The following is a 19646-nucleotide window of genomic DNA, read 5'->3' as shown; positions in this document are numbered from 1 at the left end:
TTACGTTCCGGAAGTTGTGGGTAGAGTATGGGCAATAAAGAAGATTGTTCAAAAACGGAAGAACCGAGAATCATAGCGGAAAACAAAACCCGGCAAGCCGCAATAAGGGCGAGTGTTAAGGCGATGGATGCGGCAACCGGTACCATCAATCCAGCCACCTGATAATAATTAGAAAAGTTAAACATTTCTTGGCGGCTTGTCACTTTATTTCCCGAAATGTATAGTAAAGGTGTAAAGACAGTTAGTTACATGTGTAAAGACAGTTAGTTACATGTATAAAGACAAGGGGAGAAGAAATGGCTACGCTAACAGAAAAGAAAGTAGAATCAATATCAAAAAATAAACTTCTTGGAATTGCGGGATTAGGCTGGCTTTTTGACGCTATGGATGTGGGGATACTATCATTTGTCATTGCTGCGCTTCACCAAGACTGGGATTTGACGACTCAGCAAATGGGCTGGATTGGCAGCGTCAATTCCATCGGCATGGCGGTCGGGGCGTTTGTATTCGGTATATACGCGGATCGCGTAGGGCGCAAGAAGATATTTATCGTCACATTATTGCTTTTCTCGATAGCAAGCGGATTATCGGCATTCACGACTACATTGGCAGCTTTTATGGTTTTGCGCTTTTTCATCGGGATGGGGCTCGGAGGAGAGCTGCCAGTCGCTTCAACGCTTGTGTCGGAAAGTGTGCCGGCAGCGGAGCGCGGACGTGTGGTCGTCCTGCTCGAAAGCTTCTGGGCAGGCGGCTGGCTGATTGCAGCAGTAATTTCTTACTTCGTTATACCGTCGTTCGGCTGGCGTGTCGCATTGCTGCTTACGGCGCTTCCCGCTTTATATGCTCTTTATTTGCGGATCAACTTGCCGGACTCTCCCCAATTCACAGCGAAAAAGACAGGGCTTCAATCGATTTCAACCAACATCAAAAGCGTATGGTCTAAAAAGTATCGCCGGCCAACACTGATGTTATGGATTGTCTGGTTCACGGTAGTCTTTTCTTATTATGGCATGTTCTTGTGGCTGCCAAGCGTTATGGTGTTAAAAGGATTCTCCCTCATTCAAAGTTTTCAGTATGTCTTGATCATGACGCTTGCCCAGCTGCCTGGCTATTTCTCTGCGGCCTGGCTCATTGAGCGGATGGGGCGGAAATTTGTCCTTGTCACTTACCTCTTTGGTACAGCAGCCAGCGCACTGGCCTTCGGCAATGCGGATGCCATTGCTACATTGATCGTTGCAGGGGCTTTCCTTTCTTTCTTCAATTTGGGCGCTTGGGGAGCGTTATATGCATATTCGCCTGAGCAATATCCGACGGTTATTCGCGGGACGGGAACAGGAATGGCCGCTTCTTTTGGCCGCATCGGCGGTATTCTCGGACCGCTTCTCGTAGGGTCGCTTCTTGCGGCTGATTACGATATCAGTTTGATTTTCGCGATTTTCTGCGGTTCAGTCATCATAGGGGCACTGGCGGTTGCTTTCCTCGGGAAAGAGACAAAACAACTGGAATTGGATTAAGGGATAAAAGCTCAGCTCGTCTTCGGATGGCTTGAGCTTTTTCTGTTCATCTCTTTTTCCTGGAAAACCGGATCTGGTCTTCATAAAAAACTTATGAAAATTCTCATATTTTAGCAGGTTATTCTCATGCAATAGCTAATACTTTAGTAATGCGAAATTAAAGGAAAAGAGAGTGGAGAAATGAATTGGAATATCTATGCCGAAACAGAAGCCTTTTCTGAAAAAGTGGAACCGGCCCTTTATGAAAATGAGGATATATATAGTTTGTTCTTAGGGGTGCTGAATCAGATCAAACAAGGGAAATACGAGGACTATTTTTTGGCTATCGCCGAAGACGAGGAAGTAGTATTGGCGGCCTGTTTGATGACCCCGCCGCATCCGCTGCAATTGATCACTTTTGTGGACACGCCGGAAGTAGAAAGCGAACTTTCAAAACTGCTTATCGAATCTGGTGTTGAATTGAATGGGGTTATAGGAGACCGGGAAACGGCAAATCGATTCGTTTTGGCCTGGACAGCGGAAACCGGCCAAAAAGCGCATCTGTTGATGGATCAAGGGTTGTACCGGGCTGATGCGGTGGCGAACGGCCTGGAAAAGAGTCCAGGCACATGGAGGGTGGCAAACAAAAAAGATGCGCCGCTTTTGGAGGAATGGTGTTTGCTGTTTGAAGTGGAGACCGGGATAAAAGTGTCAAGCGCTGCGGAAGCGGCACGCCAAATCAACCAATTCATCGAAAACAAAGAAGTCTACGTTTGGGAAGTGGACGGTGAAGTGGTGTCTTGCATGAAAAAAACGAGGCCATCAAAAAGGGGCATCACAGTTTCTTTTGTTTTTACGCCCCGCAAGCATCGGAGAAAAGGGTATGCCCGCTCGTTAGTCGCTGAAGTGACAGAAGAGTTATTGTTTGAATATGATTTTGCTATGCTGTATACCGATTTGAAAAATCCGACATCCAATAAAATCTATCGGGAAATCGGCTTTGAACAAGTAGCGAATCCGGTGCATGTGTCTTTCGAATAATCATAGGAATCGTCAGAATTATGTGATATAATCGACGCATCAAACTGAAGGGAAGATGGATGGACGATGGATATATAATCCTGTTTCTGTAGAACCGTAAATATATGGTGCAAAAGAAATTGGATTCGTCTGCCTATCTTCAAGAAAAATGCCTGCGTGAGCGGGCTGTTTAGGCATGCGAATTCTTCCGGTGATTATCTCGGAGGAATTTTTTGTTTCTCCGGCTAGGAGGAATAGCAATGGCTATTATAGGAAAGCTGAATAACCTGGCTGTACAGTATGGAGAATCGATAGTATTGAAAAAGGTGAATGCGGACATCCCGAAAGGCGCGCGAATTGGCGTGGTGGGACCGAACGGAGCAGGAAAAACCTCATTGCTTCAAGCGATTGCCGAAGGTTGGGCGGGAGTAGAATGGAAAGGTGCGGCGCCGGGCATAGTTTACATGCAGCAAGAGGTGAGAGGGAATCCTGGCCGCACCACTGACGCGGAAGCACGTAAATTGGAGAAAGAGTGGGGCGTGCCTGAAAATCGGGAGAAACCGAGCGGCGGTGAAGGGATAAAAATAAGATTGGCGCAAGCTTTAGCAGGAAGGGCTGAACTGCTGTTGCTGGATGAACCGACCAATCATCTGGATGCGGAAAGCGTGGAAGTTGTTATAGATCAATTGGCTGCTTACAAAGGAACTTTGATTTTCATTTCGCATGACCGGTACTTTATCGATAAAATTGCTGACCGTATTTGGGAAATCGAAGAGGGGGATTTGGCTGCATACAAAGGGAATTACAGTGCCGCCCTCTCTGAGAAAGCCCATAACCGTTTGACGCAGCAGCGAAAATATGAAAAACAGCAGTCGAAGATTGCGCGTGTGGAAAGCCAAATGGCGGAATTGCAGTCCTGGTCAGCAAAAGCCCATGCGGACTCTACGAAGCAGGAATTTGCAAAGGAGTTTTATCGCTCAAAAGCGAAGCGGATGGATGTGCAGATCCGCAGCAAACAAAAGCGGCTGAAAGCTGAACTTGAACAAGAGCGCATAGAAAGGCCGAAAGAAGAAAAATCGGTGGTCTTTGAAATAGCAAGTGGAGCAAAAAAAGGTAAACGGGTCATCGAACTAAAAAATGCCGGAGTCCAATTTGGCGGCCGCACTCTTTTCAAGAACTCTTCTTTTACTATCCAACACGGGGAACGCGTTGGATTGGTCGGCAAGAATGGCAGTGGAAAGTCGACATTGTTTGGAGTGTTGCTTGGAGAACAAGCTTTTTCCGGGGAAGTCTGGACTACAACCGGTATGAAAATCGGTTATTTGAGCCAAAATGTTTTTGACTTGCCGGAAGAAAAAACGCCATCCGTATTGTTTGCGCCGTCCGGTTTTGAACAGGCCGGGAGAATCCGCACATTGATGGATAATCTTGGGTTTGGTAAAGAGCACTGGAATCAGCCGGTTCTCCATATGAGTATGGGAGAACGGGTGAAATTGAAGCTGATGGAATTCATGCTTGCCGAATGCAACGTATTGTTTTTGGATGAGCCCACCAATCATTTAGACTTGCCTTCGCGCGAGCAATTGGAGAAAACCTTGGAAACGTTTGAGGGAACGCTTCTTATTGCAACGCACGATCGATACTTTATGGAACGGCTTGCCAATCGGCTTTTGCTTTTCAGCCAAGAGTGTTTGGTTAAATATGAAGGAAGCTATAATGAGTGGCTTGATAAAAAAGCAGAACACCAGGAAAGCCGGAAAAGTGAAATCTTGGCGCTTGAAACGGAGCGCCAGACGATTTTGGGGAAACTCAGCTTCATACAGCCAGGCGACAAAAATTACGCAGAACTGGATTCCCGTTTCAACCAGTTAACAAAGGAAATACAGGCGATTCAAGCGAATTAGAATACGAAAGGAAAAAACGGTTGTTGAATGCAGCCGTTTTTTCTTTAATCGAACTGTGAATAGTTTTTTTGATTAAGGGTAAGGACCTATCAGACAGGAAAGAGGTGCTGCAATGATTCGTTTTGAAAATGTCAGCAGACGGTTCACTGACGGGACTGATGCACTGAAAAATGTTTCACTCACTCTTCCAGCCCATCAATTGACAGCCGTCATCGGCCCCAGTGGCTGCGGAAAAACCACATTGATGAAAATGATCAACAAACTGGAAAAACCGACAGAAGGAAATATATATATTGATGGGAAGCCTGTAACGGATCTGGATGAAGTTGAGCTTCGACGCTCTATCGGCTATGTAATCCAGCGGATTGGGCTGTTTCCCCATATGACGATTTTTGATAATGTCTCACTTGTTCCCAAGCTGCTTTCGTGGCCAGAAGAAAAAACGGCCTCCCGTATACGCGAACTACTAGATCTGGTCGGGCTTGATCCAGATACCTATCTGAAACGCTTTCCTCTGGAGCTTAGCGGAGGCCAGCAACAACGTATCGGCGTTGTCCGTGCGCTGGCCGGAGATCCCAATATCGTGCTGATGGACGAACCGTTTTCTGCTTTGGATCCCATTAGCCGGGAGCAGCTGCAGAACGAATTGCGAAATCTGCAGAGAACCATCAACAAAACCATCGTGTTTGTCACTCATGATATGGATGAGGCGTTAAAAATCGCCGACACAATCGTTGTTATGCGAAAAGGGCGGATTGAGCAAATCGGCACGCCCCAGCAGCTGGTTGATAATCCTGCAAATGAATTTGTCCGGAATTTTATCGGCATTGAACGAATTCGCCAAAAGCGGTCGTTTGGAGAGCGGCTATTGAAAGAGTATGTGGGGATTTTTGACAAGGAATGGAGTGGGGATGCGCAAAAAATCGCTTCTTCCTCAACAATTGATGAGGCGGTTCTTTGTTTAGGCGAAAGCCGCAGCAACCGCTTGGCTATTACTGAAAATGGGCGAGTCATTGCTTATGCGAGCGAAAAGGATCTTTTGAAAGCGGCCCTCTTCAAGGAAGATGGTGCGCTAGTATGAGGGATTTCCTGGACACCCTAGCCAGCCGCCAAGAAATGATTCAAACCGCATTTTTTGAGCATATATATTTGTCGTTTATAGCCATTGCAGTCGGCATCGCGATTTCTTTGCCTTTAGGGATCCTTATAGCGCGTTATCGCCGCTATGCGGAGCCGGTGATTGGCGTAACCGCAGTTTTTCAGACAATACCGAGCCTGGCATTGTTCGGATTTTTAGTGCCGATTCTCGGCATCGGCTATCCTACTGCGATGATTGCACTCATCATTTATGCGCTGCTTCCTATTTTGAGGAACACATATACCGGAATCACGGGAGTTGATGGGTCGATTATTGAAGCGGGGCGCGGAATGGGCATGACCCAAACACAGATCCTGCGGCAAATCGAACTTCCTCTCGCTTTGCCTTTTATCATGGCAGGTATACGTACGGCCACTGTTCTTACTGTCGGCATTGCCACACTCGCCACTTTTGTCGGAGCGGGCGGCTTGGGGGATATTATCTACCGCGGCTTGCAATCTTACAACAATTCACTCGTTTTGGCAGGGGCTTTGCCGGTAGCTCTGCTTGCCATCGGGTTTGATTGGATATTGAAATGGATCGAAAAGAAAGTGACGCCAAAAGGACTGAAAATTTAAAGGGGGCTCCACGATGAAAAAAAGCGTTTTGGGAGTTTTGTTGGCAGTGTCGGTGGTTTTATCAGGATGTGGTTCGGAAACGGGCGGAGAAAGTGCGGATCCAATTGTCATTGGCGGAAAACCGTGGACCGAACAATACATTTTACCCCAGATTTTAGGGCAGTATATCGAGGCGAACTCGGATTATGCAGTGGAATACAAAGAGGGCCTTGGAGAAGTGGCGATTTTGACTCCGGCACTGGAACAAGGAGATATTGATTTGTACGTAGAATATACCGGCACCGGTTTGAAGGATGTTTTGAAAGAAGAGTCTGTTCCCGGCCAATCGTCTGAAGAAGTGCTGGAACGCGTCCGCCAAGGGTATGAAGAACAGCTGAATGCGACTTGGCTGCAACCTCTGGGATTTGAAAACGGCTATACGCTGGCTTTTTCGAAAGACAGCGGCTACGATGCGGAGACGTATTCGGAACTTGCGGAGATTTCGCAGAAGGAAGACATGTCATTTGGAGCGCCGCACCCCTTTTATGAGCGTAAAGGGGATGGCTACAATGATATGGTGAAAACATACCCATTCAACTTCTCGGAAATGGATAGCTTCGATCCCGCAATTATGTACGAAGCTGTGAAGAATGGGGAAGTTGACGTCATTCCGGCATTTACAACAGATAGCCGCATCGGCCTGTTCGATCTTCAAACAACCGAAGACGACTTGTCGTTCTTCCCCAAATACGATGCAGCACCGGTTGTCCGCCTAGAGGCACTTGAAGAATATCCGGAACTGGAGGGTGTACTGAAAGGGCTTGCCGGTCAAATCAGTGAAGAAGAAATGCTTGCCATGAACGCCCGCGTCGACCAGGACCAGGAAGTCGCCAGTGACGTAGCCCGTGATTTTCTTATAGAAAAAGGCTTGATAGAAGAATAATTTCCTTCCGATCCTGCAGAAACTTCTGCAGGATTTTTTATAGTATTTGTCGGCGGTGTCTTGTACAATAACAGCAATTGAATGAATAGTCATTCAATTCTGAAGTCTTTCGGGTTTGAGGATGACTGGCGAAGCAGGGTGAAGAAATGAGGGAAGCAGTAATTATAGAAGGAGTCCGTTCAGCGGTTGGCCGGGGCAAGGGAGTGCTTGCGGGCATCAGGCCGGACGAACTGGCGGCTAAAGTACTGGAAGAATTGGTGGATCGCGCAGGTGTAGAAAAAAGGGTTGTCGAAGACGTCATCTTAGGATGTGTGTCCTAAACTGGTGAACAGGGAGGCAACATTGCGCGGACAGCAGCATTGATTGCGGGCTTCCTGCTCATGTTCCGGGCGTCACGATTGGCCGGCAATGTGGATCGAGCCAGCAGGCGGTGCATTTTGCAGCGCAGGCAATTTTGGCTGGGGATATGGATATTGTCATTGCGGGCGGTGTTGAAAGCATGACGCGCGTTCCTATGTTTTCAAACATGCAGGGAGCGGAGCCGAGCGGGAAATTGACTGCGCAATACGAAATTATCAATCAAGGCTTGTCTGCGGAGCGGATCGCGGAAAAATGGCAATTGACCCGTCAGCAATTGGACGCTTATTCAGTGCAAAGCCATGAACGGGCGCAACAGGCGATTGCCGAGGGAATCTACGGACGTGAAATCGTACCGGTGGAAGTGGACGGTGAAGGCGGCAAGAAGCGAGTAGTGTCTGTGGACGAAGGGCCGCGTCCCGGAACGGCTGTTGAAGTGCTCGGAAGCTTGAAGGCTGTTTTTGATGAAAACGGTGTGATTACAGCCGGGAACGCGAGCCAAATGAGTGACGGTGCCTCAGCTGTATTGCTGATGTCCGGCGAGAAAGCACAGGAACTTGGGTTAAAAGCGAAAGCGAGAATCATTTCTCGTGTGGTGGTCGGGTCTGATCCGACATTGATGTTGACAGGGCCGATTGCAGCAACGAAAAAAGCACTGGAAAAAGCAGAATTGAAGATTGAAGATATCGACCGTTATGAAGTGAACGAAGCGTTTGCGCCGGTTCCGCTCGCGTAGCTTGCCGATATTGGAGGAGATCCTGCAAAACTGAATGTTGGGGGAGGGGCCATCGCCCTCGGCCATCCGCTGGGTGCGACCGGGACAAAGCTATTGGTCTCGCTCGTCCATGAACTTGAACGCATCGAAGGGCGTTACGGACTGCTGGCCGTCTGTGAAGGGATGGGTATGGCGAACGCGACAATCATCGAAAGGCTGTAGCCGCAGTTTTCATTCAAGGAAGGGGGATGGCGATGAAACTGGCGGACATAAAGGTGGGACCTCTGGCCTTGGCAAAGCGGCAATTCGTCTCAGGCGCTCTTCGGAATACGCGCAATTGGTAGAAAGCAGTGCGGAAAAGGCCATGTTGAACAGGGAAGTAACCGGCTTGACGGCGCCATTCGCATGCGGCTGAAATAAGGGGGAATACGAATGGGCAAGTATCGATTTGAAGAAGAAGAGCACGAGTTGTTCCGCAAATCTTTGCGCAAATTTCTGGAAAAAGAAGCTGTTCCGCAATATGAAAAATGGGAAGAAGACCGTTTGATACCAAAAACATTTTGGAAAAGGCTGGGCGCTATGGGTTTTCTATGTCCGCAAGTGGAAGAACAGTACGGCGGGTCTGGCGCCGATTTCCGGTACGCTGTTGTCATTGGAGAAGAGATGGAGCGTGTTGGCGCGAGCCTCACGGGTGTCGGGCTTCATAATGACATTACTGTGCCTTATATCGAAGCATACGGTTCGGAGGAACAAAAAAAGCGTTGGCTCCCTGGGTGTGTTTCGGGAGAGCATATTACCGCAATTGCGATGACGGAGCCTGGGGCAGGATCGGATTTGGCCAGCCTTTCGGCAACAGCAGTAAGCCAAGGGGACCATTATATCGTCAATGGCCAAAAGACCTTTATCACCAACGGCATCAATTCCACATTGGTTTTAACGGCTGTTAAGACGGATCCCGAAGCGGAACCGAGTCATCGGGGTATTTCCTTGCTGATGATTGAAGAAGGGATGCCGGGGTTTACTAAAGGCCGTAAGCTCAACAAAGTCGGGTTGCATGGCCAAGATACGGCGGAATTGTATTTTGAAGACTGTATCGTTCCTGCTGCGAACTTGATAGGCGCTGAAAATAAAGGGTTTTCATACTTGATGGAAAAGCTGCAGCAAGAGCGCCTGATTGTGGCCATTGCAGCGCAAACCGCTTCGGAAGACATGCTCGAAATGACGCTCGATTATGTCAAATCGAGAAAAGCGTTCGGCAAGCCGATCAGCTCTTTTCAGAACTCTCAATTCAAATTGGTGGAAATGGCAACCGAAGTGGAAATCGGACATTCATTCCTCGAGTCGCTGATTGAAGAGCATATGGCAGGGAAAGACATTGTATCCAAAGTGTCAATGGCGAAATATTGGCTGACGGATACAGCGAAGAAAATTGCGGGTGAATGCATGCAGCTGCACGGCGGCTATGGCTATATGGAGGAGTATAAAATAGCAAGGCGGTACCGTGACATTCCGGTTGCCGCCATTTACGCAGGGTCCAATGAAATCATGAAAACCATCATTGCCAAACGGATGGGCCTCTAGGCGGACGAAGTGCGTTATGCCAGTGAGTACATTATTTTGACTTGACAGAATAAACAAAAGAATTTAATATAAATGAAACTTGTTGAACGAGCCGACAAGTCCCTTTGAGAGAAAAGCCTAGAAGAGCAGAGCATAGATAGCAGAAAAATCGAAGATCGAGACGAGTAGGCAGGGATATCCATTTAGAGAGTCAGCGGCTGGTGGAAGCTGATTGGATTACTTGCGCGAATGGACTTAGGAGAGCTGGCCTGAAAGCGGAAGCGAGTAAGGGAGACGTACGCCCTGCGTTAAAGGGAAAGGCGAAGAGCCTGTTTAAGTGAGTGCAAAAATGCACTAATGCGTGGTGGTACCGCGGTTTTACCCCGTCCCCGCAACCGGATAATTGTCCGGTTGCGGGGATTTTTGCATCCCAAAACGAGTTGAGGAGAGATTATGATGAGCAGAGCTGAGAATTATACAGAACACAGCATGTATGAAAAATCATTGGACATATTGAGTGGAAATGTTGACGAACCAACAATCATACAGTTTTTGACGGACTTGCATGCAAAAGGTGAGACAGCAGATGAACTAGTGGGAATGGTTAAGGCAATGCGCGAGAAAGCTGTGGCATTGCCGCAAGTCCATGGTGAGCTTATTGATGTTTGTGGAACAGGGGGTGACCGGTCGTTCAGCTTTAACATCAGCACGATGACCGCTTTTGTATTGGCTGGGTGTGGAATGACGGTTGCAAAGCATGGAAACCGCAGTGTATCGAGCAAAACTGGCAGCGCGGATGTGCTCGAAGCGCTCGGTATTTCCACCGAAGTGGATGTCGAGTCCATTCCAGCTATGCTTGAACAGACCGGAATCGCTTTTTTGTTTGCGCCGGCTATCCATCCAGCCCTTGGCGCACTGCGGGCTGTGCGCAAGAGCATCGGCACCCCGACCATTTTCAATTTGGTTGGGCCGCTTGCCAACCCGCTGCCGATTACTGTGCAGATGACCGGTGTATACCGCCGCGATATGATGGCTCCAATGGCCGACGCGCTGGTGCGTCTAGGAAGAAAACGGGGGGCGCTTATCCATGGCGCTGGCGAACTTGATGAATTGTCGCTGGCCGGGACAAATGAAATGATCATTTTCAATGAGCAAGGAATACAGGAAGTGAAGATCCATCCGCGTGAAGCGGGACTGGAAACAGCACCAATCGAAGCGATTCGCGGAGGTGAGGTGAAGCGCAATGTGGAAATTTTCATGGATGTGCTTGAAGGCAAAGAAAGCGCATATTTGGATACCGTTGCGCTAAACGCAGGAGCCGCCCTCTTTGTCAGCGGACGCGTTTCTTCGATTGCGGAAGGTGTCCTCCAAGCCCGGAAATCCATCTTATCCGGTGAAACAGCTCGCGTTTTCGAGCTTCACCGTATTACGTCAGGAGTGCTTGTATGACCATTTTAGATAAAATCATCGCCACCAAAAGACAAGAAATCCAGAACTATACAACGAGCCCTGCTGCGGATTTCATTTTTCCGGAAAAGCCGCGGTTGGCCGATCATTTGCGCAATAGAAACGGTGTTATTTCTGAAATCAAGCGCGCGTCTCCATCAAAAGGGGATATCCATACAACAGTCGATATTGTCGCGCAGGCGGAAAAGTATGAACAAGCTGGCGCTGCTGCAATATCGGTGCTGACAGACGAAACATACTTTAAAGGATCGATCGATGATTTGCGCCAAGTGGCGCAAGCGGTGTCTGTCCCCGTATTATGCAAAGACTTTATGATTAGCGAAATTCAGATTGACCGTGCAAAAAATGCTGGAGCCACAATCATTTTGTTGATTGTCGCAGCTTTGGACAAAGAGGAGCTGCATCGGTTGTATCGGTACGCCAAATCCCGAGGCCTGGAAATATTGGTTGAAGTTCATGATGAAGAAGAGCTGGCTGCCGCATTGGAGCTGGATGCTGAATTGATCGGTGTCAACAACCGCGACTTAAAGACATTCAACGTATCGTTGGAGCGGACAGCCGAATTGGCAAAGCTGTTTCCCTTTGAAAGCGGCCGGATTTTAATAAGCGAGAGCGGCCTCCATACAAAAGAAGATGCCCGACTTGTCTATGGTTTCGGAGCGTCGGGCATCTTGGTCGGCGAAGCGCTTATGCGTTCGGAAAATCCCGGAACGTGGATTCGTGAGGCGATTCGATGACGAAAGTGAAAATATGCGGATTGATGGAAGAGGCGCATGTAAAAGCGGCCGATCAAGCGGACGCCATCGGCTTTGTTTTCGCGCCGAGCAAACGGCAAGTGTCCATTGAACGGGCAAGTGAATTAGCGAAATATGCTCCAGTTGATATTGAAAAAATTGGTGTGTTTGTAAATGCTTCCCTTGAAGAAATTGAGAAGGCGGTCGAAAAAGTACCGCTGACAATGGTCCAGCTGCACGGGGATGAACCTGACAGTTTAGTTGAAGCGATCGATGTGCCGGTCATTCAAGCTTTTTCCATACGCAGCAAAGAAGATGTCAGCCGGTTGAAAAAATCAGTGGCCGATTATGTATTGGTCGACGCGCCTGGTACAGCCCATCGGGGAGGCAGCGGAAATGTGTTTGATTGGACGTTGCTCGAAGGAAGCGGAATTGATCCGTCCCGCCTCATCGTAGCAGGCGGGCTGACTGCAGAGAACGTTCGGTCTGCCATCGGGCAAACCAAACCCTTTATGGTCGATGTATCGAGCGGAGTGGAAACGGACGGCAAAAAGGACAGTGTGAAAATACAGAAGTTCATTCAACAAGCAAAGGGTGATTTGATGGAGCAGGCGATAGAAAAAGTAGGGTTTTTTGGCAAATACGGCGGCCAATTCGTTCCAGAAACGTTGATGAAGGCTGTGAAGGAATTGGAAGATGCCTATACAGAGGCAAAGCAAGACCCGGAGTTTTCAAAAGAATATCATCATTATTTGAAGGAATATGTGGGGCGCGAGCAGCCGCTGACGTTCGCCAAACGGCTGACGGAGGCATGGGGCGGCCCGAAAATTTATTTGAAACGTGAAGACTTGAATCATACAGGAGCGCATAAAATCAATAATGCTATTGGCCAAGCGCTGCTTGCGATGCGCATGGGCAAGCGTAAAATTGTTGCAGAAACAGGAGCTGGGCAGCATGGTGTTGCAACTGCCACGGTTTGCGCGCTGTTTGATCTTGAATGTGTCATTTTTATGGGGGAAGAGGACATCAAACGCCAGCAACTTAATGTCTTCCGCATGAAACTCCTTGGCGCACGGGTGGAAAGTGTCACCAAAGGCAGTTCGACATTGAAAGACGCCGTTAACGAAGCGCTTCGCTATTGGGTTACAAATGTCGAAGATACGCATTACTTGATCGGTTCGGCGCTCGGGCCCCATCCGTTCCCGACAATGGTCCGCGATTTCCAAAGCGTGATCGGAGAAGAGACGAAGCGCCAAATTTTAGAGCATGAAGGCCGTTTGCCGGATGTGGTCCTTGCGTGCATCGGCGGGGGAAGCAATGCCATCGGTATGTTCTATCCGTTCTTGCAGGATGAAGCGGTGAAATTGATCGGTGTGGAAGCGGCAGGCGAAGGTGCGGATTCCGAAAGACACGCGGCAACAATGACGAAAGGGACAGAAGGCGTATTGCACGGGGCATTCATGAAATTGCTTCAGGATGATGCGGGCCAAGTGCAGGAAGCCCACTCTATCTCGGCAGGTTTGGATTATCCGGGAGTCGGCCCAGAACACGCCTACTTGGCGGATATAGGCCGAGTGGAATACAAAGCGATCACAGACGAAGAGGCATTGAAAGCAGTCATTACGTTTTCGCGGTTGGAAGGGATCATTCCAGCGCTTGAATCGGCCCATGCCATTGCAGAAGCGGAAAAACAGGCAAAAGAAATGGCTTCGGATGAACTGCTTGTCATCTGTGTGTCCGGCCGCGGCGACAAAGATATGGCAACTTATGCAGATAGATTGGGGGAACTGGCATGAACCGCTTGGCTGATTTGAAAAAGTCGGGAAGAAAAGCGTTTGTCGCCTACATTATGGCAGGAGACGGTGGATTGGAGCGATTGAGCGAACAAGTGAAATTCCTTCAAGATGCCGGAGTGACAGCGATAGAAATCGGCATACCGTTTTCGGATCCAGTGGCTGATGGCGCCATTATCGAAGCCGCGGGCAACCGGGCGCTGAAAGAAGGCATCACACTGCAGAAAGTGCTGGACGAATTGGCAAGCTGGACGTTCGAAGTGAAAGTGCCGCTCATCATTATGACCTATTTGAACCCGGTGGTTAAATTCGGCATTGAACGATTTGCCAAAGAATGCAAGCGGGCAGGGGTTTCGGGAACAATCATCCCTGATCTCCCTTATGAACATCGCGACCTTGTACAAGGCGCTGTACGGCAAGAAGGCATTGCGCTGATTCAGCTTGTAACATTGACAACAACGGAGCAGCGAATGGAAGCCATTCTGCAGGAAGCGGAAGGATTTGTCTATGCTGTCACGGTTACCGGAATCACTGGTGCGCGCGACCATTTGGCTGAAGAGGTGCGGGATTTTATGAAGCGTGTCCGCTCGAAAAGTTCCGTTCCGGTTTATGCAGGCTTTGGGATTTCAAAAGTTCAGCATGTCGATATGCTGCGTGATGATGTCGATGGTTTCATTGTTGGATCGGCCATTGTCCAAGCGTTCCATGACAACAAGATTGAAGAGCTCACACCCCTGATCGATGCGGTAACTGCCCCTTCTTCGGTATAATGCCGATAGGAGGGATGCAGCATGTTCACACCACTGAAAGATGATTTTTTTGGAGCGCCGACGCTTGAATTGTCGCGCAGCCTGCTTGGGCAAATTCTCGTCCATGAATTGCCGGAAGGAATTGTTGCAGGGAGGATTGTGGAGACGGAAGCGTATATGGGGGCGGAAGACCGGGCGGCCCATAGTTTTGGGAACCGCCGCACAAAACGGACGGAAATTATGTTTGGCAAGCCTGGTCTTGTCTATACATATCAAATGCATACACATACGCTCATCAACGTCGTCAGCGGCCCGGTCGACACTCCGCGTGCTATTTTAATACGGGCGGTGGAGCCGGTTGAAGGAATTGATTTGATGGCGGAGCTGCGCGGCAAACACTTGCCGATCAGGCAATGGACAAGCGGACCGGGAAAATTGACGAAGGCGATGGGCATAACGATGAAGTATTATGGCCATCATTTTTCGGAACGGCCGCTGTATATCGCCGAAGGAGATCCCGTTCACGCAATCGCTGTCGGACCGCGCGTCGGCATCGGCAATTCACAGGAAGCCGTCAACTATCCTTATCGCTTTTGGGAAAGTGATAATCCATTTGTTTCCAAGTTTCGCTAAGCCCTATGTTTAAGATAATCTCAGTGTGGAATATTAAAAGAGAATACTTAACCAGAAGGAGTGAAAGATAGTGGCGAAAATTGCAACACTAATCACGGATATGTTCGAAGATGTAGAATATACCGATCCATCGAAAGCATTTAACGATGCAGGCCATGAAGTCTTTACGATTGAGAAAGAAGCGGGAAAAGAAGTGACCGGCAAGCAGGGCGAAGCTGTGGTGACAATCGACACCGGAATTGACGATGCGAATCCCGAAGATTACGACGCATTGTTCTTGCCAGGCGGATTTTCTCCCGACCAATTGCGTGCGGACGACCGGTTCGTCTCATTCACAAAAGCATTCATGGACGCGAAGAAGCCTGTCTTCGCAATCTGCCACGGACCACAGTTGCTGATTACCGCAAAAGCGCTTGAAGGGCGCAAGGCGACGGGCTATAAATCGATTCATGTGGATATGGAATACGCAGGCGCGGAGCTTGTGGACGAAGAAGTCGCTGTATGCCAGGACCAATTGGTGACAAGCCGCCAACCGGACGATATTCCGGCATTCAACCGTGAGGCATTGCGTGTGCTTGAGCAATCAGCTCAATAAAACTAAAAACAGAAATCCCGCCAGCAGCTGCTGGCGGGATTTTTTATGGAGAAATTTCGGGAAGCGGCGAGACCATCTGATAAGGAGGGGGTGGAAAGAAGTTTCTGTTGTCCTCCGGTAACCTTGTGGCATTTTAAAATAGTCTCTTGCTATCAATAAGTATTTGCTTATATAATGAATCTATTATGAATAAGAAGGTGGCATAGCATGGAATATTCGCAAATGGAATTGTATTTGAAAGCGATCGGTGACCATAACCGGATGCTTATTTTAAAATACCTAATGAAAGAGGCGCTATGCATCTGCGAGTTTACAGAGCTTCTTGATATGACCCAGCCAGCGATTTCGCAGCATATGCGGAAGCTGAAGGCGGCGGAATTGGTCATGGAAGAAAAACGGAGCCGCTGGACTATTTGGTCACTGAATACGCGGCATCCGCAATATCCGATCTTGCTTCATTTGTTGAGTTTGCTGCCGGAACCGGAGCGGACAATTGAATCATTGGCGGCAGAAGGAAAAAAAGTAATTTGTGAATAGGGAGATGGGTCAGTAGTGGAGGTTTGGTTAGCTGGAATAATTTTTATTGTTACATTGTTTTTAGTGATTACACAACCAAGAAACTTGTCGATCGGATGGTCGGCAATCGGGGGCGCGGTCGTTGCGCTTATTTTTGGGGTCGTCGATTTTGGCGACGTCTGGGACGTGACAGGAATTGTCTGGAACGCTACGTTAACGTTTGTTGCGCTTATTATCATATCGCTGATTCTTGACGAAATTGGGTTTTTTGAATGGGCGGCTTTGCATATGGGCCGTTTTGCCAAAGGCAGCGGTCTGCGCATGTTTTTCCTGGTAACATTTCTTGGGGCTGTTGTGGCGGCACTGTTTGCCAATGACGGCGCGGCGCTCATTTTAACGCCGATCGTCCTCGCAATGGTGCGTGCGCTGAACTTCAAAGACGCCATGATTTTGCCGTTTATCATGGCTTCAGGGTTTATCGCGGATACGGCATCTTTGCCGTTTGTCATCAGCAACCTTGTCAACATCGTCTCGGCCGACTTTTTCGGCATAGGCTTTACTGAATACGCATTGCATATGGTAGTGCCGAACCTTTTCAGTATCCTGGCAAGCATGCTTGTTCTATATTTATACTTCAGAAAAAGCATTCCGAAGCAGTTTGACAGTAGTGTGCTGAAAAAGCCGAGCTCAGCAATAAAAGACTTGAAAATGTTCCGTTTGTCATGGGCCGTTCTCGGAATCTTGCTTATTGGCTACTTCATTAGCGGTCCGCTCGATATCCCGGTATCCTTTATCGCCGGGGCCGTAGCGATTCTGTTTTTAGCCATCGCGCGCAGAAGCGAAGCTGTCCATACGCGGGCGGTCATCAAAGGCGCGCCATGGGCGATTGTCTTTTTCTCGATCGGCATGTATGTAGTCGTTTACGGCCTGCGCAACGTTGGCCTTACATCCGTCCTTGCCACGGCCATTGATTGGACTGCGGGCCATGGCTTATATGCGGCAACAATCGGCATGGGCTTTATCGCCGCAATTCTGTCTTCGGTAATGAACAATATGCCGACAGTCATGATAGACGCGCTTGCCATTGCTGATACAAATACGGCTGGTGTCACTAGGGACGCGTTGATATACGCAAACGTTATCGGATCGGATCTTGGGCCGAAAATCACGCCGATCGGATCACTGGCCACACTTCTTTGGCTTCATGTATTGCGGGCGAAAGGCGTAAAAATCAGCTGGGGCTATTATTTCAAAATCGGCATCATCCTGACGATTCCGACGCTTTTCATCACATTGACCGGTCTATATTTCTGGCTGTTGATCCTGAATTAAAAAAGTGCATAAAAAAGAGGCTTGCCAATGCAAGCCTCTTTTTTAATCGAGAAATTTAGCCATGTAAAATTCATCATACGGCTGCTCGTCAATGATGAGAGATTTTTTTCGTACGCCTTCTCTTTCATAACCGGCTTTTTCGTACAAATTGATAGCTGGCGTGTTTTCCGTAACCACCGTCAATTCTAAGCGGGTGACTCCTTTTGCTAGCGCCCATTCCTCGGCTCTTTGAAGAAGTGAAGAGGCAATTCCTTTTCCTCGGGCGTTCTCTTGGATGCCAAGGACGATGGCGGCTCTGTGGGCTGCGCGCTGGGCTGCGTTTCCGATGACCATCAAATAGCCGACGTGTTCACCGTTCAAGATGGCAATGAAAATAGTGGAATAGCCGTTTTTCTTCCATTCAATGATTTGTTTCCGGACTTTTTGTGTTGACTGGACGCGTTCATCTTTGCCGTACAGCATAAAATCCGATTCTGCTTCCACGGTTTTTTGGAGTGTTACAAGTGAACTGGCATCGCCATGTTCAGCGGTCCGGATCAAAAGGATGTCTTCGTCAATATCAGCGCCTCCATTTGCGCCGCCGTTAGCAAGGTCAATCCGTTCAAAAACCACATAACGGTTCGGCTCGACATCTTTAACAAGATAACCGGCATCAATCCAGGCGTGAAAATGCTTCGCCGGAGCTTTTGTTTTTTTCCACCAGCTCTTATTCAAGTAAGCGGCATTGGGCAATTGCTGGCCCATAATTTTCTCAATTTCAGTAAAACTTAGCCTAATTGATGGATTTGTAGCAGACGAAAAATAATTTGCCAATGGAATGTATTTTTTTTCCAATAATATAGTCAATATTTTCTCCCCTTTTCGCCTAATTCGATTATAATTACCAATGATTATATCATTAGTCCTATTGGTAAGTACACAATTTTTCCCTTAATATTTAAAAATTCTATTTATTTCATGTAAAAAGAGTTTTTCTTTCTATTTGCCCCCTTGCCGGTATTTCAGAAAGGCCGACTTATGGTAGAATAATCACGGAAAACCATAAAGACCAGGAGGCAATAGCATGTCAAAAACTTTTGTATTAGGCCACAAAAATCCAGATACCGATTCAATCTGTTCAGCTATTTCATATGCATATTTGAAAAAAGAAATCGGAATGGATGTTGAACCAATCCGGTTAGGGGAATTGAACAACGAAACTCTTTACGCGCTTGAACAATTCAACTTTGAACATCCGCGCCTTGTTACCCGTGTTGCGGCTGAAGTTTCCCAAGTGATTCTAGTCGATCACAACGAACGCCAGCAAAGTGCAGAAGATATTGATAGTGTGCAAGTGATCGAAGTGATCGACCACCACCGCATCGCAAACTTCGAAACAACCGATCCGCTTTATTTCCGTGCTGAACCTGTAGGTTGTACAGCAACTATCCTATTGAAACTATTCAAAGAAAACGGTGTAGCAGTTCCTGCCAATATTGCAGGACTTATGCTGTCTGCCATCATTTCGGATTCGCTTTTGTTCAAATCCCCGACTTGCACAGAGCAAGACATCCAAGCTGCCCGCGAATTGGCGGAAATTGCAGGCATTGATGCGGCGGAATATGGTTTGGCCATGCTCAAAGCAGGAGCCGATCTAAGCAATAAAACATTGGAAGATTTGATGTCATTGGATTCTAAAGAATTTGAAGCTGGCGCTCATCACTTTGAAGTGGCACAAGTCAATGCAATCGGGGTAGATGATGTCATCAGCCGCCAGAAAGAACTGGAAGTATTGATGAAGCAAGTTATCGAGAAGAAAGGCTTATCACTTTTCGTGTTTGTCGTAACGGATATTTTAAACAATGATTCGGTCGGGATTGTCCTTGGAGAACAAGCCGGCATCATTGAATCTGCGTTCAAATCGAGTGTTGTGGATAATCGTGTGCTTCTGCCAGGTGTCGTTTCACGCAAAAAACAAATCGTACCAGTTATTACTGAAGCGCTTAGCTGATTCCCTTTTGGGAGTCAGCTTTTTTTGCGGGAAAATATTGTGTGCAACTTGAAACTTGTTACAGCCTGTCTTGTGCCTGTCGAATCTGCACAGGCGCCTGCGCTTTTCTTTGCACAAGCAAAAAAATTGAGGCTGTTGTCTTCTGTTGTT

General features: G+C 48.0%; 18 protein-coding genes, 1 pseudogene and 1 other annotated feature. Of the genes and pseudogenes, 18 read left to right on the top strand and 1 reads right to left on the bottom strand.

What is annotated here, in order from left to right; translation table 11 throughout:
- Window positions 1–27: 27 nt before the first annotated feature.
- From FQV30_RS18255 to FQV30_RS14340, 17 genes and pseudogenes are all read left to right on the top strand, one after another.
- A complete protein-coding gene (locus tag FQV30_RS18255; protein WP_255473479.1) occupies window positions 28–162 on the top strand; it encodes a hypothetical protein in 135 nt (44 codons plus the stop codon).
- A gap of 134 nt (window positions 163–296) precedes the next feature.
- Window positions 297–1514, top strand: coding sequence for an MFS transporter (locus tag FQV30_RS14415; RefSeq protein WP_146500852.1), 1218 nt, complete (start codon window positions 297–299; stop codon window positions 1512–1514).
- Window positions 1515–1694: 180 nt separating this feature from the next.
- Window positions 1695–2534 (top strand): GNAT family N-acetyltransferase, encoded by an 840-nt coding sequence (locus tag FQV30_RS14410; RefSeq protein WP_146500851.1) that lies wholly within the window; start codon window positions 1695–1697, stop codon window positions 2532–2534.
- A 239-nt stretch (window positions 2535–2773) separates the two neighbouring features.
- Complete coding sequence (gene abc-f, locus FQV30_RS14405) at window positions 2774–4417, top strand: ribosomal protection-like ABC-F family protein (protein ID WP_146500850.1); 1644 nt, start codon at window positions 2774–2776, stop codon at window positions 4415–4417.
- A 112-nt stretch (window positions 4418–4529) separates the two neighbouring features.
- The gene (locus FQV30_RS14400; RefSeq protein WP_146500849.1) at window positions 4530–5498 is read left to right on the top strand and encodes an ABC transporter ATP-binding protein; all 969 of its coding nucleotides are present in this window, start codon (window positions 4530–4532) and stop codon (window positions 5496–5498) included.
- A complete protein-coding gene (locus tag FQV30_RS14395) occupies window positions 5495–6133 on the top strand; it encodes an ABC transporter permease (RefSeq protein WP_146500848.1) in 639 nt (212 codons plus the stop codon). Before FQV30_RS14400 ends, FQV30_RS14395 begins: the two co-directional genes overlap by 4 nt.
- Window positions 6134–6146: 13 nt before the next feature.
- Window positions 6147–7055, top strand: coding sequence for an ABC transporter substrate-binding protein (locus FQV30_RS14390; RefSeq protein ID WP_146500847.1), 909 nt, complete (start codon window positions 6147–6149; stop codon window positions 7053–7055).
- Window positions 7056–7201: 146 nt separating this feature from the next.
- A pseudogene (locus FQV30_RS14385) lies at window positions 7202–8349 on the top strand (thiolase family protein).
- Window positions 8350–8559: 210 nt separating this feature from the next.
- Window positions 8560–9708 (top strand): acyl-CoA dehydrogenase family protein, encoded by a 1149-nt coding sequence (locus FQV30_RS14380; RefSeq protein ID WP_146500846.1) that lies wholly within the window; start codon window positions 8560–8562, stop codon window positions 9706–9708.
- 142 nt (window positions 9709–9850) lie between these two features.
- Window positions 9851–10081 (top strand) — a binding site (T-box leader).
- 62 nt (window positions 10082–10143) lie between these two features.
- Complete coding sequence (gene trpD / locus FQV30_RS14375) at window positions 10144–11136, top strand: anthranilate phosphoribosyltransferase (RefSeq protein WP_146500845.1); 993 nt, start codon at window positions 10144–10146, stop codon at window positions 11134–11136.
- The gene (gene trpC / locus FQV30_RS14370; RefSeq protein WP_146500844.1) at window positions 11133–11891 is read left to right on the top strand and encodes an indole-3-glycerol phosphate synthase TrpC; all 759 of its coding nucleotides are present in this window, start codon (window positions 11133–11135) and stop codon (window positions 11889–11891) included. Before trpD ends, trpC begins: the two co-directional genes overlap by 4 nt.
- Window positions 11888–13684, top strand: coding sequence for a tryptophan synthase subunit beta (gene trpB / locus FQV30_RS14365; protein ID WP_146500843.1), 1797 nt, complete (start codon window positions 11888–11890; stop codon window positions 13682–13684). Before trpC ends, trpB begins: the two co-directional genes overlap by 4 nt.
- Window positions 13681–14451, top strand: coding sequence for a tryptophan synthase subunit alpha (gene trpA / locus FQV30_RS14360; RefSeq protein ID WP_146500842.1), 771 nt, complete (start codon window positions 13681–13683; stop codon window positions 14449–14451). The genes trpB and trpA overlap by 4 nt, the downstream gene beginning before the upstream one ends.
- A 21-nt stretch (window positions 14452–14472) precedes the next feature.
- Window positions 14473–15063, top strand: coding sequence for a DNA-3-methyladenine glycosylase (locus tag FQV30_RS14355; RefSeq protein WP_146500841.1), 591 nt, complete (start codon window positions 14473–14475; stop codon window positions 15061–15063).
- Between the two features lie 70 nt (window positions 15064–15133).
- The gene (locus FQV30_RS14350) at window positions 15134–15658 is read left to right on the top strand and encodes a type 1 glutamine amidotransferase domain-containing protein (RefSeq protein ID WP_146500840.1); all 525 of its coding nucleotides are present in this window, start codon (window positions 15134–15136) and stop codon (window positions 15656–15658) included.
- A gap of 207 nt (window positions 15659–15865) precedes the next feature.
- A complete protein-coding gene (locus FQV30_RS14345) occupies window positions 15866–16195 on the top strand; it encodes an ArsR/SmtB family transcription factor (RefSeq protein WP_146500839.1) in 330 nt (109 codons plus the stop codon).
- A 15-nt stretch (window positions 16196–16210) separates the two neighbouring features.
- Window positions 16211–17506 (top strand): arsenic transporter, encoded by a 1296-nt coding sequence (locus FQV30_RS14340; protein WP_146500838.1) that lies wholly within the window; start codon window positions 16211–16213, stop codon window positions 17504–17506.
- A 42-nt stretch (window positions 17507–17548) separates the two neighbouring features.
- Here the strand turns inward: FQV30_RS14340 and FQV30_RS14335 are convergent, their stop codons facing one another.
- The gene (locus tag FQV30_RS14335; RefSeq protein WP_146500837.1) at window positions 17549–18352 is read right to left on the bottom strand and encodes a GNAT family N-acetyltransferase; all 804 of its coding nucleotides are present in this window, start codon (window positions 18350–18352) and stop codon (window positions 17549–17551) included.
- Between the two features lie 217 nt (window positions 18353–18569).
- On the opposite strand from FQV30_RS14335, the gene FQV30_RS14330 reads away from it, so the two are divergent.
- Window positions 18570–19496, top strand: a complete 927-nt coding sequence (locus FQV30_RS14330; protein ID WP_146500836.1) for a manganese-dependent inorganic pyrophosphatase — start codon at window positions 18570–18572, stop codon at window positions 19494–19496.
- Window positions 19497–19646: the final 150 nt, after the last annotated feature.

Origin of the sequence: Planomicrobium sp. CPCC 101110 (assembly GCF_007859395.1) — a bacterium.
GTDB lineage: Bacteria > Bacillota > Bacilli > Bacillales_A > Planococcaceae > Planococcus.
This window is presented reverse-complemented; position numbering and strand designations above follow the sequence as displayed.

What these genes read in the sequence shown, in the direction of transcription:
- FQV30_RS18255 (WP_255473479.1), top strand. Translation starts at nt 28, where the DNA reads ATGGGCAATAAAGAAGATTGTTCAAAAACGGAAGAACCGAGAATCATA.
- FQV30_RS14415 (WP_146500852.1), top strand. Translation starts at nt 297, where the DNA reads ATGGCTACGCTAACAGAAAAGAAAGTAGAATCAATATCAAAAAATAAA.
- FQV30_RS14410 (WP_146500851.1), top strand. Translation starts at nt 1,695, where the DNA reads ATGAATTGGAATATCTATGCCGAAACAGAAGCCTTTTCTGAAAAAGTG.
- abc-f (WP_146500850.1), top strand. Translation starts at nt 2,774, where the DNA reads ATGGCTATTATAGGAAAGCTGAATAACCTGGCTGTACAGTATGGAGAA.
- FQV30_RS14400 (WP_146500849.1), top strand. Translation starts at nt 4,530, where the DNA reads ATGATTCGTTTTGAAAATGTCAGCAGACGGTTCACTGACGGGACTGAT.
- FQV30_RS14395 (WP_146500848.1), top strand. Translation starts at nt 5,495, where the DNA reads ATGAGGGATTTCCTGGACACCCTAGCCAGCCGCCAAGAAATGATTCAA.
- FQV30_RS14390 (WP_146500847.1), top strand. Translation starts at nt 6,147, where the DNA reads ATGAAAAAAAGCGTTTTGGGAGTTTTGTTGGCAGTGTCGGTGGTTTTA.
- FQV30_RS14380 (WP_146500846.1), top strand. Translation starts at nt 8,560, where the DNA reads ATGGGCAAGTATCGATTTGAAGAAGAAGAGCACGAGTTGTTCCGCAAA.
- trpD (WP_146500845.1), top strand. Translation starts at nt 10,144, where the DNA reads ATGAGCAGAGCTGAGAATTATACAGAACACAGCATGTATGAAAAATCA.
- trpC (WP_146500844.1), top strand. Translation starts at nt 11,133, where the DNA reads ATGACCATTTTAGATAAAATCATCGCCACCAAAAGACAAGAAATCCAG.
- trpB (WP_146500843.1), top strand. Translation starts at nt 11,888, where the DNA reads ATGACGAAAGTGAAAATATGCGGATTGATGGAAGAGGCGCATGTAAAA.
- trpA (WP_146500842.1), top strand. Translation starts at nt 13,681, where the DNA reads ATGAACCGCTTGGCTGATTTGAAAAAGTCGGGAAGAAAAGCGTTTGTC.
- FQV30_RS14355 (WP_146500841.1), top strand. Translation starts at nt 14,473, where the DNA reads ATGTTCACACCACTGAAAGATGATTTTTTTGGAGCGCCGACGCTTGAA.
- FQV30_RS14345 (WP_146500839.1), top strand. Translation starts at nt 15,866, where the DNA reads ATGGAATATTCGCAAATGGAATTGTATTTGAAAGCGATCGGTGACCAT.
- FQV30_RS14330 (WP_146500836.1), top strand. Translation starts at nt 18,570, where the DNA reads ATGTCAAAAACTTTTGTATTAGGCCACAAAAATCCAGATACCGATTCA.